Source organism: Rhodococcus sp. Leaf278 (genome assembly GCF_001426085.1).
GTDB lineage: Bacteria > Actinomycetota > Actinomycetes > Mycobacteriales > Mycobacteriaceae > Rhodococcoides.
Map to the genome: position 1 here is coordinate 1 of NZ_LMRR01000009.1, position 14,894 is coordinate 14,894.

A 14,894-nucleotide genomic window follows, 5' to 3' on the forward strand; every position below is an offset into this window, starting at 1 on the left:
GAACGGGAACTCGTGAACGGGAACTCGTCGTTGATGCCGCCCTCGCGGTAATGCAGGTCGGTGTGGCACACCCCGCACGCCTGGATCTTCACCACGACCTCGTTCGGGCCGGGGTCGGGAATGGTGATCGTCTCGATGGAGACGGGTGCGCCCTTGCTCTTGGCGACGACGGCGCGGACCTGCTGCGGCATGGTTGATGCTCCTGAGATCTGATCGAGCAGCGGGAATCGGTGCCGCTGCGAATGTTGGAATCGAGTTAATATATCAGTTACCGGACAGTATCCAATGTTAAATGCGAGTATCGAATTCTTGCCTGGTCGCGCGCGCACGCTCGGATACCTGCAGCTGAACGCCTATTTGTAGACAGTAAGTACCGTGTCGAATCCATCGAAGTGCCGTGCTATCTCTTGACATAGCCGTCGGGTCGGCTCAGTCTTGTTCGAGTTCAGGCAAATCGAAGTTGCGCAGAGAGCAACGCGTCGCGCATCTTTCCGACCATCCACGCTGCGTGCACGGGCGACATACCTATTCGGCGAGAGCCGGAGGGAGAACGATGTGACAACGAACAGCAAACCCCGGAGCGACAAGACTCGGGTCGCCGCTTCCGATAAACACGAACCTCATCATTACGGTCCTCTCGAGGTCTACCACCACGGAGAGGAGGGCAAGCCGCGCACGGACAAGGTGGTGTTCGGTATCACCGCCGCGATCGTGATCGCAATCCTCGTGTGGGGTGTTCTCGGCAAAGAGAACATGAAGTCCGTCAATGCGTCGGTACTCGACTGGGTCGTGACGAATATCGGCTGGCTCTTCATCTTCTCGGCCACCGGGTTCGTGATCTTCGCGATCTGGCTCGCGCTCAGTCGGTACGGAAAGATTCCGCTCGGCAAAGACGGCGAGAAGCCCGAATTCAATACCGTCAGCTGGATCGCGATGATGTTCAGCGCCGGCATGGGAATTGGCCTGATCTTCTGGGGAGTGGCCGAGCCGCTCACCCACTTCGTTACTCCGCCGCCCGGAATCACCGATTCGACTGTGGGAACGGCACTGTCGACGGCCATCTTCCACTGGGGATTGCACCCGTGGTCGATGTACGCGGTGGTCGGATTGTCCATTGCATACGGCACCTACCGGATGGGCCGCAAGCAACTCATCAGCTCGTCGTTCATTCCGTTGATCGGCCGTCGCGCCGAGGGCCCCATCGGCAAGGTCATCGACATCCTGGCGATCTTTGCCACCATGTTCGGTACTGCTGCCTCGCTCGGACTCGGTGCACTCCAGATCGGTTCGGGTATAGAGGTTCTCGGCTGGGTCAACCAAGCCGGGACGCTTCTGCTCGTAGCTGTCGTCGCCATTCTGACGCTCGCGTTCGTGGCCTCGGCAGTGTCCGGAGTGTCCAAGGGAATTCAGTGGCTGTCGAACATCAACATGGTGTTGGCCCTCGTGCTTGCGGTGTTCGTGTTCGTCGCAGGACCCACGGTGCTGATCCTGAACCTGTTGCCCACCACTCTCGGTGACTACGCGGCACACATCGCCGGAATGTCGGCGCGTTCGGCGGCGTCCGGTGGACCCGAGACGGAGTCCTGGCTCTCGTCCTGGACCATCTTCTACTGGGCGTGGTGGATCTCGTGGACCCCCTTCGTCGGTATGTTCCTCGCTCGCATCAGTCGTGGCCGCACCATCCGCCAGTTCGTCATCGGCGTCATTCTCATTCCGACGTCGGTGAGCCTCGTCTGGTTCTCGATCTTCGGTGGAGCGGCAATCGGGCAGCAGCAGTCAGGAACCGAGGATTTGGTGGCCCTCGGTAAACCGGAATCGCAATTGTTCGCGGTTCTCGATCAGTTTCCGTTGGCCGGCATTTCGTCGGTGCTGGTGATGGTGTTGGTGGGCATCTTCTTCGTCAGTGGTGCAGACGCGGCGTCGATCGTGATGGGAACCCTGTCTCAGCGCGGCACTTTGGATCCGTCACGCGGCGTCGTCGCCTTCTGGGGATTGGTCACCGGAGGCATCGCGATCCTGATGCTGTGGACGGGAGGATCGGACGCTCTGAGCGGACTGCAGACGATGACGATCATCGTGGCGGCACCGTTCGTGCTGGTGATGATCGGTACGTGTGTCTCGCTCTACAAGGACGTCACCAACGATCCGTTCATCGTCAAGAACCCGAAGGCTCCGCCCAAAGTAAAAGCTGGAAAGTGAAGACCGACAGGTGAAGTGAGCCGAGGGTGCGGGACGCGTATACAGGCGTCCCGCACCCTCGGTATTTCGGGGGTTGACCACATCCATCCCTGCCCATACTCTTGATATATCAATCTCTGGTTAGTTGTCGTGCAGGCTGCGGATCATCTCGGCCGAGCTCCATCTCTCCACCCCGATACGGAAGGACCACCATGGGTTCACCGAGAGTTGTCATCATCGGCGCCGGCATTGTCGGTACCAACGTGGCCGACGAGCTCACCGCACGCGGTTGGGATCGCATCACCGTGCTGGATCAGGGGCCACTCCCTCTCACGGGTGGATCCACCTCGCACGCACCGGGTCTGGTGTTCCAGACCAATGCATCCAAGACGATGACCGAACTCGCCCGGTACACGGTAGAGAAGTTCATGGGCCTGGAAGTGGACGGGCAATGGTGCTTCAACCAGCTCGGCGGTCTCGAAGTGGCGACCACCGAGGAGCGACTGGCGGACTTGCATCGCAAGCAGGGTTGGGCCACGTCCTGGGGAATCGAAGGATCGGTTATCGACCCATCCGAATGTGCCAAACTGCATCCGCTGATCGACCGTTCGCGTGTTCTCGGCGGTCTGTACGTCGAGACGGACGGACTTGCCAAGGCGTCGCGCGCCGTGGTGGCACTGACCCGTCGCGCAGAATCGCGCGGAGCAGTCTTCCGCGGTTCCACCAAGGTCGTCGGTATCGAACAGACCGGCGGCCGAGTGACCGGTGTGGCGACCGATCAGGGCGTCATCGAGGCCGACATCGTGGTGTCCTGCGCCGGCTTCTGGGGCCCCGATGTGGGTGAACTGGTCGGCATGAAGGTGCCGCTGCTGCCCCTGGCTCACCAGTACGCCAAGACCGACCAGATCCCGGAACTGGTGGGACGCAACACCGAAGCGGCCGAGGCCGGTATGCCCATTCTTCGTCACCAGGATCAGGACCTGTACTTCCGCGAGCACGTCGACCGTCTCGGTATCGGAAGCTACGCACACCGCCCGATGCCCGTCGACACCAAGACCCTGCCCGGCGGAGACGGTGTGTCCGACGACGCCATGCCGTCCATGCTGGACTTCACGCAGGAGGATTTCGCCCCGTCGTGGGAGCAATCCAAGCTGCTGTTGCCCTGCCTCGAGACCGCGAAGATCGACCACGCCTTCAACGGAGTCTTCTCGTTCACACCGGACGGTGGACCGCTGCTCGGCGAATCCCCGGACGTCAAGGGCTTCTGGATCGCCGAGGCCGTCTGGGTCACGCACTCGGCCGGAGTCGGCCGGGCCATCGCACAGCTGCTGGTCGACGGGCGCTCCGAGGTGGAATTGCACGGATGCGACGTCAACCGCTTCGAGGATTTCCAGCTCGATCCCGCCTACGTCAGCGAAACCTCGCAGCAGAACTTCGTCGAGATCTACGACGTCCTGCATCCCTCGCAGCCGCGGATGTCCCCGCGTGATGTCCGGGTCAGTCCCTTCAACGCGCGGCAGCATCAGCTCGGTGCCGTGTTCCTCGAAGGCGGCGGTTGGGAGCGGCCGCACTGGTACGAGGCCAATGCCGATCTGGTGCAACAACTTCCCGCCGAGTGGCAGCCGCCGAAGCGCGACGAGTGGGCCTCGATGTTTCATTCGCCCATCGCCGCAGCCGAGGCCTGGAAGACCCGTACCTCCGTGGCCATGTACGACATGACCCCGCTCAAGCGCCTGCGCGTGCGTGGACCAGGCGCGCTGGCTCTGTTGGAAGGATTGACGTCCGGCAAGATGGACAAGTCCGTCGGGGCCGTCACGTACACCTTGGCCCTCGACGAGAAGGGCGGCGTCCGAAGCGACCTCACCGTCGCGCGGTTGTCCGCGGACGAATTCCAGGTGGGTGCCAACGGCAACCTCGACTTCGACTACCTCCGCCGCGAAGCACCGAGCGACGGCAGCGTCACCGTCGACGACATCACCGGCTCCACGTGCTGCATCGGTCTGTGGGGTCCACATGCCCGCAAGGTCGTCGAGAAGCTCACCCAGGACGACTTCTCCAACGAGAACTTCAAGTACTTCCGCTGCCAGCAGGTTCGGATCGGGGGAGTCCCCGTCACGGCGATGCGGTTGTCGTACGTGGGCGAGCTCGGTTGGGAGCTGTACACCACCGCCGACTACGGCCAGCGACTGTGGGACATGTTGTGGCAGGCCGGTTCCGAGTTCGGCATCATCGCCGGTGGGCGCGCTGCGTTCAACAGTTTGCGTATGGAGAAGGGCTACCGGTCGTGGGGCTCGGACATGACCACCGAGCACAACCCCTACGAGGCAGGTCTCGGCTTCGCGGTTCGCCCGGCCAAGGGTGAGTTCCGCGGCCGCGACGCCGTTCTCGAGATGTCCGACGACACCGTCTCCAGGAAGCTCGTCTGCCTGAAGGTCGACGACGGCTCGTCGGTGGTCCTCGGCCACGAGCCCGTCCTGGTCGACGGTGAACCCGCCGGTTACGTCACCAGCGCCTCGTTCGGACATACCGTCGGCGCACCCATCGCGTACGCCTGGGTGCCGGCCAGTAGCGCAGAACCCGGTGCAGCAGTACAGATTCGATACTTCGACCGGCTCGTGTCCGCCACCGTTGTGGCCGAGCCCCTCGTCGATCCCGAGATGGCCAAGATCCGCAGCTGACGACCCACCAGTACCAGGAGATTCGATGACCGAGAACTTCACCCTCACGCTCAGCTGCGGACAGCGGCCGGGCATCGTCCGGGCCGTCAGTGCGTTCCTGTTCGACAACGACTGCGACATCGCCGAACACCAACAATTCGACGACTCGACGGACGGGTCGTTCTTCCTGCGCACGTCGTTCGTGGCCAGCCGCAGCACCGACATCGAGAAGCTGACCGAGAGTTTCCGGGAGGTGGCCGATCGATTCGCGATGATGTACACCTTCAACGGCTGTAGTCAGCCGCGCGTACTCGTCATGGTCTCCAAGATGGGGCACTGCCTCAACGACCTCATCTTCCGTTGGCGTTCCCAGAATCTCGGCGGAGAACTTGTGGCCGTGGTCAGCAACCACGAGGTGCTCCGGCCGATGGCCGAGGCCGCGGGGTTGCCGTTCATCCACGTTCCCGTCACCCCCGGTACCAAAGCCGAAGCCGAGCAGCGTCTGCTGGACCTCGTCGCCGAGTACGAGGTGGACCTGGTGGTGCTGGCCCGCTACATGCAGGTGCTCTCCGACGAGACGTGTCGAGCGCTGCATGGCAAAGCCATCAACATCCACCACTCTTTCCTGCCCGGCTTCAAGGGTGCGAAGCCGTACCACCAGGCCTTCGACCGGGGCGTAAAGCAGGTCGGAGCGACGGCGCACTACGTCACTCCCGATCTCGACGAGGGCCCGATCATCGAGCAGCAGGTCATTCGCATCGACCACACCCACGACCCGTCTCGTCTGGCCACCGTCGGACAGGACGCCGAGGCGCTCGCACTGTCGCGGGCCGTGCGCTGGCACTGCGAGAATCGCGTTCTGCTGCACGGACACCGGACGGTGATCTTCAGCTGAGCTCGACACACGAGGGGCCCGTACCGATTCGGTACGGGCCCCTCGTTGTTGCGGTGGTCCAGGAGAACCTCACACCCTTTTTGCCGGGTGCGCGCTGGTTCTCTGTGCGGAGAACACGCGCGCACCCCCCAAAAGGGGTGTGAGGTCTCCCGTTAGCACTCCACGCTCTAACACTCCACAAAACTGACCGGCACGTTGATCGCGAGACCGCCGCTCGAGGTCTCCTTGTACTTCGAATGCATGTCGGCACCGGTGGAGCGCATCGTCTCGATCACCTGATCCAGGCTTACACGATGAGTACCGTTGCCGCGCAATGCCATTCGTGCAGCATTGATGGCCTTGCCAGCCGAGATGGCGTTGCGTTCGATGCACGGAATCTGCACCAGCCCGCCGATGGGGTCGCACGTCAGGCCGAGGCTGTGTTCCATCGCGATCTCGGCGGCGTTCTCCACTTGTTCGGGTGTGCCGCCCAGTACCTCGGCCAGACCGGCAGCAGCCATCGATGCTGCCGAACCGACCTCGCCCTGGCAGCCCACTTCGGCACCGGAGATCGAGGCCATCTCCTTGTAGAGCGACCCGATCGCGCCGGCGGTGAGCAGAAAGCGCACCGTGCTGCCGTCGGGATCGGCGATCCCTGCGGCGGTGTAGCGAGTGGCGTAGTGCAGTACGGCCGGGATGATGCCCGCCGCACCGTTGGTGGGGGCTGTGACGATACGACCGCCGGACGCGTTCTCCTCGTTGACCGCGAGGGCCACGAGATTGACCCAATCCTCGGCGAATTCGCTCGAGCGGTGGGGGTCCTCGGCGTCGAGCCGCAGGAACCAGTCCCGTGCTCGACGCCGAACTCCCAGCGCGCCGGGGAGATAACCGTCGCGGGAGATACCGCGAACCTCGCACTCGACCATCACGTCGCGGATGTGCAGCAGTCCGTCTCGTATCTCGTCGAGCGTGCGGCGTTCGAGTTCGACCTCGGTCATGACGTCACTGATGCTGCAGTGTCGACGTTCACAGAGTTGGAGCAGTTCCTTGGCCGACGCGAACCCGTTGGCAGAGGCAAGGGGTGTAACAGCCTCGACGCTTTCGGCCTCGGTCACCACGAATCCGCCACCGACGGAGAAGTAGGTCTCGGAGTGCAGTTCGGTCGAATCTGCAGCGCGGGCAGTCAGTTTCATTCCGTTGGGGTGGAACGGCAAGACCGTCAACGGACGCAACACGATGTCGTCGACCGCTAGGTCGATCTCGCGGTGACCACCGAAGACGATTCGGCGGGTGGCCGCCATCGATGCCTGCCGTTCTTCCATCACCTCGGTCGTGACGCTCTCGGGCGCATAACCTTCCAGCCCCAGCAGTACAGCGGTCATGGTGCCGTGTCCGGCTCCGGTCGCGGCCAACGAGCCGTACAGGTCCACCGTGACGTCTCGAACCTCGTCGAAGGCAGACATCGTGCGCAGATCGTCGACGAATCGAGCGGCCGCACGCATCGGCCCGACGGTATGCGAACTCGAGGGGCCGACTCCGATCGAAAAGAGGTCGAACACACTGATGGTCATGAGGTCGTCCCCACTGCGTCGGTGGGCTCGCGCGCGGTGAGATCCTCGAACGACGCGGCTGCGGGGGTCAGGACGGCGAACAGCCAGCCGGCGCCGAGCGGATCCGCGGCCACGATCGAGGGGTCCTCTTGTACAACGGGATTGACGATCGTGACCAAGCCGCTCGCCGGCGCGAACACCGTGACCGAGCCGGTGGACGTGCGGATGGTGCCGCACGCCTCACCTGCGGTGAGTACGGTACGAACCGACGGAAGGTCGACGCCGAGAATGTCGGACGCGCCGCCCAAGGCGTCCGGCGTCACACCCACTCGGCTCGGAGTCTGAGCGGGTGAGCCGAACGGGTCGACGGCCATCCAGCCGTGCTCAGCGCTGAAGAGCCGGCGGGCGGAGGAGAGGGATGCGGTCATGAGGTGGCCTCGGCATTCTTCGTGGATTGACCTGAAATCGAGTCGAGTGAACGCAGTGCCCGCAGCACGGCCAGTGCGTCGACGGTGGCGGCGACGTCATGCACCCGGAGGAGTGACGCCCCGTTCTGGGCCGCGACGATCGCGGCAGCGAGTGATCCGGCGAGCCGGTCGTCGACATCTCTTCCGGTGATGGCACCGATCATGCCTTTGCGGGACACGCCCGCCATGATCGGCCTGCCGGTCGAGTGCACCTTCCGAAGGCCATGGAGCAGTTGCAGATTGTGCTCGAGGGTCTTGCCGAATCCGAACCCCGGATCCACCAGAATGCGGTACGCCGGAATCCCGGCCCGGATGCATTCGGCAGCCCGGTCTTCGAGAAACTCGCACACCTCAGTAGTGACGTCGCGGTAGCGAGGGGAATGCTGCATCGTCGACGGCTCGCCCAGCATGTGCGTGAGGCACACGGCAACGTCCAGCTCGGCTGCGGCGTCGAGCGCACCCGGAAGACGAAGGGCACGAACGTCGTTGATGACACTTGCCCCGGCGCGCACCGCCTCTCGCATCACCTCGGGCCGGGAGGTGTCGACCGACAGCGGTGTCGAGGTGCGTCTGGACAGGGCGTCGATCACCGGTACGACCCGGGCGATCTCCTCGTCGACGGTGGGTGGGATTGACCCGGGCCGGGTCGATTCGCCGCCGATGTCGAGCAGCTCGGCTCCCTCGTCGACCATCGACAGTGCATGCGCCACAGCACGATCGGTGTCCAGAAACATCCCTCCGTCGGAGAACGAATCCGGGGTGACGTTGACGATTCCGCAGACCACGGGATGTGAGGTCGTCAGCCGGGTCAGCAGTCGATCGCGGGCATCGGCTGCCCGTGTTGCGGTGGAGACGGTCGTGAGCACTACGGTCACCTTTTCTCGCGCGAGTCCAACGGGACGATCAGACGTCGGTGTATTCCTCGGCCGCGTCGGTCAGCCAGGTTGCGAGATAGCGTGCGAACGACGAGCGCACGAGGATGCGGTAGTCCGTTCCCGTGTCGTCGCAGGCGATGAGGATCATGCCTGCCATCGACAGCATCGTCTGGACCGTCGAGCCTGCCGGGAAGACGCGGGGGTGCAGATCGATCGAGCATCCCTTCGCCAACACCTCGCGGGCTCGGGAACCACTGAGCCGCAGACAGGTGCGCTGCGCGGACACGTCCGTTGCCGCACCCCGATGCTCGCGAACAGCCGCACCGAGACGGTGTTCGAGTTCGACGGGATCGAGGCCGGCTCCGATCACCAGCCACTCCTCGGGGCCGAGCCAGATGGCCGTGGTGTTCGTGCCCTCGGCGACGCGGCCGGGGCCGGGGAGTTCGGTGCCGAGCGCGGCCGAGGCGGCGCCACCGCCCGGTCCGTTCGGATCGACCCACAGGTCGATACCGGCGAGGAACGGCTCCTCCACGATCCGGACAGCAGGCGAATCCGGCAGGACTGTCTCTGCGAGCGGGCTTCTGGCGGCGAGTCGGTCAGCCATCACGGCGGTTACCTTCCGGGTCGACGAGTACGGAGCCGGTGACTTCGACGGCGACGAGGGTGTCGCCGACCGGGACGTGCAGGATGTCGCCGAGTCGGTCACGTCCGGCTTCGAGCAGGGCCAGCCCGAACGGGCGGCCCAGTTCTGCGCTGGCGTAACTCGACGTGACGTGGCCGAGCATCGGTACCGGAAGTTCGGGGAGGACGCCGCTCTCGGAGTGCTCGATGATCTGCGAGCCCTCGGGGAGGACGGTTTCCCGGTCGACGGGCAGTAGGCCGACGAACTGCTTACGCAACGGGTTCCGGTTCTCGGCGCGGTCGAACGAGCGCTTTCCGATGAAGTCGAGCTTCTTCTTCGATACCGCCCAGCTCATGCCGAGATCCTGCGGGGTGACGGTGCCGTCGGTGTCCTGGCCGACGATCGGGTAACCCTTCTCGGCCCGCAGCACGTGCATGGTCTCGGTGCCGTACGGGGTGATGCCGTACTTCTCGCCGGCCTCGATCAGCCGCGACCACAGTGCGTGGGCGTGCCAGGAATCGATGTTCACCTCGAAGGCGAGTTCGCCGGAGAAGCTGATTCGTGCCACGCGTACCGGCACACCGTCGATCGAAGCATCTCGCCACGCCATGAAGGGGAACGCCTCGTTGGAGACGTCGAGTTCGGGAAAGAATTCACCGACGAGATCGCGGGAACGCGGTCCGACGACGGGGAACGTGGCCCATTGCTCGGTCACCGAGGTCAGCCGAACCGTGAGGTGCGGCCACTCGGTCTGCAGCCATTCCTCCATCCAGTCGAGCATTCCTGCTGCGCCGCCGGTGGTGGTGAACACCTGGAATCGATCGTCCGCCAGCCGCATCACGGTGCCGTCGTCGATGACCATGCCGTCGGTACCGCACATCACGCCGTACCGAACCATGCCGACCTTCAAGTTGCTCATCATGTTCGTGTAGAACATGTCGAGCACCACACCCGCGTCGGGACCCTGCACGTCGATCTTGCCGAGTGTCGAACCGTCGAGCATGCCGACGCTCGCACGCACCGCAGCGCATTCCCGGAGCACGGCGTCGTGCATCTCTTCGCCGGGCAGGGGGTAGTAGCGGGGCCGCTTCCACTGTCCTACGTCCTCGAAGACCGCACCGCGTGCGACGTGCCAATCATGGACTGCGGTAACGCGTTCCGGGTCGAAAGCCATGCCGCGATTGCGACCGGCCAACGCCGCGAACGCCACCGGGGTGTACGGCGGGCGGAACGTGGTGGTGCCGAGGTTTTCCACCGGCTTGTCGAGCAGTTCGGCCACGATGCCCGAGGACACCACACCGGAGGTCTTGCCCTGATCGTGTGCGGTGCCGATTGTGGTGTAGCGCTTGATGTGTTCCATCGAGGACATGCCTGCACCGACGGCGCGGACCAGATCGGCCACCGTCGCATCACGCTGGACGTCGACGAACTGGCTGTCGGCTCCGAAGTCGTCGCGCACCCGCCACAGCACCAGCGACTCGCTACTGGGCAGGGAATCGACTGCTGGTAGGGGAGTTTCGGTGACAGAGAAGCCGAGACCGGCCAGTGCTTCTGCTGCTGCCGAGCTGCCACCTCCGATGCAGCCGGCCAGATCGAACACGCCCGATGCCGACCCGGCGACGCTGATGCCCTCGACGTCGTCCGCCGGCACGAATGCTCCGAGTGTGCCGTCGTAGCGCAGCTTTCCGCGGGCCTGGCTGAACAGGTGGACAGCGGGGTTCCAGCCACCGCTGACGAGAAGGACGTCGCAGGCCACGGTGTCGGTGGCACCGTCGGCACCGGTCACCAAAGCATGGGTGACGCGGGTGTCGCCGCGGGTGCCGGATACGACGCTGCCGGTACGCACCTCGATGCCGCGTTCGCGGCACAGGCCGAGCCAGTGTTCGGGCGCAGTGACGCGGGCGTCGACGATGCGCGCGATGCGGACCCCGGCGTCGTGCAGATCGACGGCGGCCTTGTACGCGCTGTCGTTGGTGGTGAAGACCACGGCCTCGGTTCCTACCGTCACGCCGTAGCGATGCAGGAACGTCCGTGCGCTGTGCGCCAACATGATTCCGGGTCGATCGTTGTCGGTGAAGACGACGGGACGTTCGTGGGCGCCGGTGGCTACCAGGATATGACGTGAACGAATACGCCAGACTCGCTGACGGCTCAGCGCGGCAGGCGCTTCCAAGCCCAGGTGATCAGTGCGGCGCTCGAGGGCGAGCACGAAGCCGTCGTCGTAGGAACCGAACGCGGTGGTGCGGCGCAGCAGGGTCACGTCGGGGAAGGTGGACAACTCGGTCACCGCGTCGGCCACCCATTCCAGGGCCGGCCGTCCGTCGATGACGTCGTCGGAGCCGAGCAGGGAGCCGCCGAACTCGCTCTGATCGTCGACGACGACCACGCGAGCGCCACTGCGGGCAGCGACCAGAGCAGCCGTCAGACCGGCCGGTCCTGCCCCGACGACCAACAGGTCCGCGTGGGCGTGCATCGCGTCGTACTTGGCGGAGTCGGAGATCTCGGCGAGACGCCCCTGCCCGGGGATGCCGCGGGCGACCAGGCCGTCGTACAGCTCGATGGTCGTGGCGAGCAGCATCGGCTCGGGAAACGGCTCCTCGATCTGTACGAGTCCGCCGGTGTCCTCGGCCCATGCTGCGGTGAATCCACGGGGCCTGCCGAGCTTGATGCTGGTGGTGACCTGATGAATGCCGTTGGCGAGCAACGCAGATGCCAGCGTGTCACCCGGGTGGCCCTGCAGGGCAGAGCCGCCGAACGTGAAGTCGAAGGTGCTCGTGCGGTCGATGCGGCCGCGGGATGCGGTGCGGAATGCGGTCATGGGTTCACCGGCTTCGGGTCGTCGAGGCGATAGACACTGTGGATTCGGTAGGTAGCGGTGTCCCGTACGGCATTGAACCAACGCCTGCACCCTGCGCTGTGGCTCCACCGTTCCGCGAAGAGCCCCTTGGGGTTGTCGCGGAAGAACACGAAGTGCGCCCACTGTTCGTCGGTCAGAGCCGAGGGCTCCTCGGGGTAGGCGATGTGCGCCTGGCCGCCGTAGTGGAACTCGGTCTCTTCTCGACTCCCGCACCACGGGCATTCGATCAATTGCATTGCCACTCCAAGATTTCTCGTTCGGGTGCTGCGTGGGTCGGGCGGAGAGACTAGTGAGCCACGCCTGCGGCACCGTGCTCGTCCACCAGCGCACCGGTGACGAATCGGTCCAGACTGAAGGGCGCGATGTACTCGTGCACTTCGTCGTTGGCGATGGTGTCGGCCAGGCACCAGCCGGCACCGGGGGTCGCCTTGAATCCGCCCGTGCCCCAACCGCAATTGAGGAACACGTTGTCGAACGGCGTGCGTCCGACGATGGGGGAGGCGTCGGGACAGACGTCGACGATGCCGGCCCACGTGCGCAGCAGGTGCGCACGAGCGAACACGGGGAACAACTCGACCGCGGCTGCCATCTGCCGTTCGATGATGTGGAAGGCACCGCGCTGGCCGTAGCCGTTGTAGGAGTCGACGCCCGCGCCCATCACCAGTTCACCCTTGTGCGCCTGGGAGACGTACACGTGCACGGCATTCGACATGACGACTGTGGGATGCACCGGCTCGAGCAGTTCCGAGACCAGCGCCTGCAGCGGGTGGCTCTGCAGTGGAGTCTTGATGCCGAGCATGTCCGTGAGCGTCGAGGTGTGCCCGGCCGCGCACAGAGCCACCTGGCCGGTGGCGATGTCGCCGCGCGTGGTCTTGACCCCGGTGACGCGATTGCCGTCGGTGGTGAAGCCGGTGACCTCACAGTTTTGGATGATGTCGATACCGGCCGCGTCGGCGCGTCGGGCAAATCCCCAGGCGACGTAGTCGTGCTTGGCGATACCGGCGCGCGGCTGGTACGTCGCACCGAGCACCGGGTAGCGAATGTCGCTGGAGATATTGACGATTGGGCACAGCTTCTTGACCTCGTCGGGATCGACCCATTGAGCGTCGATGCCGTTGAGACGGTTGGCCTCGACGCGTCGCACGCTGTCGCGGACGTCCTGCAGGCTGTGCGCGAGGTTCAGGACGCCGCGCTGGCTGAACAGGATGGGGTAGTCGAGGTCGTCGGCGAGCCCCTCCCAGAGCTTGAGCGAATGCTCGTAGATGCGCGCGCTCTCGTCCCACAGGTAGTTCGAGCGGATCAGGGTGGTGTTGCGCGCCATGTTGCCGCCGGCGAGCCATCCCTTCTCCAGCACAGCCACATTGGTGATGCCGTGGTTCTTGGCGAGGTAGTGCGCGGTGGCCAGGCCGTGTCCGCCGCCGCCGATGATCACGACGTCGTAGGACTTCTTCGGCTCGGGGTTGCGCCACAGGAAGTCCGGGTGGTCGGGCAGATGTGCGCCCGGTGGGGTTGCGGGGGCGGTCATCGGTAGCCTTCCGTCAGGTCGGAGTAGAGGGGGAACTGCGCGGCAACGGATTCGACCCGGGTGCGCAGGGCATCGAGGCCGCGGTCGTCGGTGTCGGGGCGCAACGCGTGGGCGATGACGTCGGATACCTCGGCGAACGCCGTGGCGTCCAGGCCGCGCGTCGCGAGAGCCGGGGTGCCGATGCGGACGCCGGAGCTCACCATGGGTGGCCGTGGATCGAACGGAACTGCATTGCGGTTCACGGTGATTCCGACGTGATGCAGTCTGTCCTCGGCCTGTTTTCCGTCCAGTTCGGACGTGCGCAGGTCCACCAGAACGAGATGGACGTCGGTGCCGCCCGAGACCACGTCGATGCCTGCGGCCGCTGCGTCGTCGGTCAGCAGTCGATCGGCCAGAATTTTCGCGCCTTCGAGGGTGCGCTGCTGACGTTCCCGAAAGTCCTCTTCGGCAGCGAGTTTGAACGACACTGCCTTTGCCGCGATCACGTGCTCCAGCGGGCCACCCTGCTGGCCGGGAAAGACCGACGAGTTGAACTTCTTTGCCAGAGCGGCGTCGTTGGTGATGATGACACCACCGCGTGGGCCGCCGAGAGTCTTGTGCGTGGTGGAGGTGACCACGTGTGCGTGCGGTACGGGTGACGGGTGGAGCCCGGCGGCGACCAGACCGGCGAAGTGCGCCATGTCCACCATCAGATAGGCCCCGACTTCGTCTGCGATGCGGCGGAATTCGGCGAAGTCGAGGTGACGAGGGTAAGCGGACCAGCCGGCCATGATCAGCTTGGGGCGGTGCTCGTGGGCGAGGCGCTCCACCTCGGCCATATCGACGAGATGGTCGTGTTCACGGACGTGGTAGGCGGAGACGTCGTAGAGCTTGCCCGAGAAGTTCAGTTTCATACCGTGCGTCAGGTGTCCGCCGTGGGCGAGTGCGAGACCGAGAATCGAATCGCCGGGCTGCAGCAGTGCCGCCATTGCAGCGGCATTGGCCTGTGCACCGGAGTGCGGCTGCACGTTGGCGAACGACGACCCGAACAAGGAATTGAGGCGGTCGATCGCGAGTTGCTCGATGACGTCGACGTTTTCGCAACCGCCGTAGTAGCGCCGGCCGGGGTAGCCCTCGGCATACTTGTTCGTCAGTACCGAACCCTGCGCCTGCATGACGGCCAGTGGTGCGAAGTTCTCGCTCGCGATCATCTCCAGGGTGTTCTGCTGGCGGCCGAGCTCGGCACTGATCGCGCGGTGCACCTCGGGATCGAGATCGGCGAGAACACGGTTCGTCACGCCCCTCGGGTG

Annotated in this window: 12 protein-coding genes; 3 read left to right on the forward strand and 9 right to left on the reverse strand. The window is 64.7% G+C overall.

Translation table 11 applies throughout. From position 1 onward, the window contains the following. On the reverse strand, positions 1-191 hold a 191-nt coding region (locus tag ASG84_RS10220), incomplete at its 3' end, for an alcohol dehydrogenase catalytic domain-containing protein (protein WP_156399455.1). Between the two features lie 364 nt (positions 192-555). On the opposite strand from ASG84_RS10220, the gene ASG84_RS10225 reads away from it, so the two are divergent. From ASG84_RS10225 to purU, 3 genes are all read left to right on the forward strand, one after another. Further along, positions 556-2,199 (forward strand): BCCT family transporter, encoded by a 1,644-nt coding sequence (locus tag ASG84_RS10225; protein ID WP_082520910.1) that lies wholly within the window; start codon positions 556-558, stop codon positions 2,197-2,199. Positions 2,200-2,390: 191 nt separating this feature from the next. Beyond that, on the forward strand, positions 2,391-4,856 hold the full coding sequence (locus ASG84_RS10230; RefSeq protein WP_057476932.1) for a GcvT family protein: 2,466 nt from the start codon (positions 2,391-2,393) through the stop codon (positions 4,854-4,856). A 25-nt stretch (positions 4,857-4,881) separates the two neighbouring features. After that, on the forward strand, positions 4,882-5,730 hold the full coding sequence (gene purU / locus ASG84_RS10235) for a formyltetrahydrofolate deformylase (RefSeq protein WP_057476933.1): 849 nt from the start codon (positions 4,882-4,884) through the stop codon (positions 5,728-5,730). 167 nt (positions 5,731-5,897) lie between these two features. On the opposite strand, the gene ASG84_RS10240 is transcribed toward purU, so the two are convergent. From ASG84_RS10240 to glyA, 8 genes are read right to left on the reverse strand one after another with little or no spacing between them, the layout of a single operon-like run. Next, positions 5,898-7,280 carry an L-serine ammonia-lyase gene (locus tag ASG84_RS10240; protein WP_057476934.1) on the reverse strand — a complete coding sequence of 461 codons (1,383 nt, stop codon included), beginning with the start codon at positions 7,278-7,280 and terminating at the stop codon, positions 5,898-5,900. Then, complete coding sequence (locus tag ASG84_RS10245) at positions 7,277-7,687, reverse strand: glycine cleavage system protein H (protein ID WP_057476935.1); 411 nt, start codon at positions 7,685-7,687, stop codon at positions 7,277-7,279. The genes ASG84_RS10240 and ASG84_RS10245 overlap by 4 nt, the downstream gene beginning before the upstream one ends. Beyond that, positions 7,684-8,592 carry a dihydropteroate synthase gene (gene folP / locus ASG84_RS10250; protein ID WP_057477091.1) on the reverse strand — a complete coding sequence of 303 codons (909 nt, stop codon included), beginning with the start codon at positions 8,590-8,592 and terminating at the stop codon, positions 7,684-7,686. The genes ASG84_RS10245 and folP overlap by 4 nt, the downstream gene beginning before the upstream one ends. Positions 8,593-8,629: 37 nt before the next feature. Beyond that, positions 8,630-9,205 (reverse strand): sarcosine oxidase subunit gamma, encoded by a 576-nt coding sequence (locus ASG84_RS10255; protein ID WP_057476936.1) that lies wholly within the window; start codon positions 9,203-9,205, stop codon positions 8,630-8,632. Next, positions 9,198-12,041 (reverse strand): 2Fe-2S iron-sulfur cluster-binding protein, encoded by a 2,844-nt coding sequence (locus ASG84_RS10260; protein WP_057476937.1) that lies wholly within the window; start codon positions 12,039-12,041, stop codon positions 9,198-9,200. The genes ASG84_RS10255 and ASG84_RS10260 overlap by 8 nt, the downstream gene beginning before the upstream one ends. Next, positions 12,038-12,316 (reverse strand): sarcosine oxidase subunit delta, encoded by a 279-nt coding sequence (locus ASG84_RS10265; RefSeq protein ID WP_032377699.1) that lies wholly within the window; start codon positions 12,314-12,316, stop codon positions 12,038-12,040. Before ASG84_RS10265 ends, ASG84_RS10260 begins: the two co-directional genes overlap by 4 nt. A gap of 50 nt (positions 12,317-12,366) precedes the next feature. Further along, positions 12,367-13,605, reverse strand: coding sequence for a sarcosine oxidase subunit beta family protein (locus tag ASG84_RS10270; protein ID WP_032367894.1), 1,239 nt, complete (start codon positions 13,603-13,605; stop codon positions 12,367-12,369). After that, positions 13,602-14,882, reverse strand: a complete 1,281-nt coding sequence (gene glyA / locus ASG84_RS10275) for a serine hydroxymethyltransferase (RefSeq protein ID WP_057476938.1) — start codon at positions 14,880-14,882, stop codon at positions 13,602-13,604. The genes ASG84_RS10270 and glyA overlap by 4 nt, the downstream gene beginning before the upstream one ends. Positions 14,883-14,894 lie beyond the last annotated feature (12 nt).

Excerpts from the sequence above, each read along its gene's own strand:
- ASG84_RS10265 (WP_032377699.1), bottom strand. The coding sequence starts at position 12,316 with ATGCAATTGATCGAATGCCCGTGGTGCGGGAGTCGAGAAGAGACCGAG.
- ASG84_RS10245 (WP_057476935.1), bottom strand. The coding sequence starts at position 7,687 with ATGACCGCATCCCTCTCCTCCGCCCGCCGGCTCTTCAGCGCTGAGCAC.
- ASG84_RS10240 (WP_057476934.1), bottom strand. The coding sequence starts at position 7,280 with ATGACCATCAGTGTGTTCGACCTCTTTTCGATCGGAGTCGGCCCCTCG.
- ASG84_RS10255 (WP_057476936.1), bottom strand. The coding sequence starts at position 9,205 with ATGGCTGACCGACTCGCCGCCAGAAGCCCGCTCGCAGAGACAGTCCTG.
- ASG84_RS10260 (WP_057476937.1), bottom strand. The coding sequence starts at position 12,041 with ATGACCGCATTCCGCACCGCATCCCGCGGCCGCATCGACCGCACGAGC.
- ASG84_RS10230 (WP_057476932.1), top strand. The coding sequence starts at position 2,391 with ATGGGTTCACCGAGAGTTGTCATCATCGGCGCCGGCATTGTCGGTACC.
- purU (WP_057476933.1), top strand. The coding sequence starts at position 4,882 with ATGACCGAGAACTTCACCCTCACGCTCAGCTGCGGACAGCGGCCGGGC.
- ASG84_RS10270 (WP_032367894.1), bottom strand. The coding sequence starts at position 13,605 with ATGACCGCCCCCGCAACCCCACCGGGCGCACATCTGCCCGACCACCCG.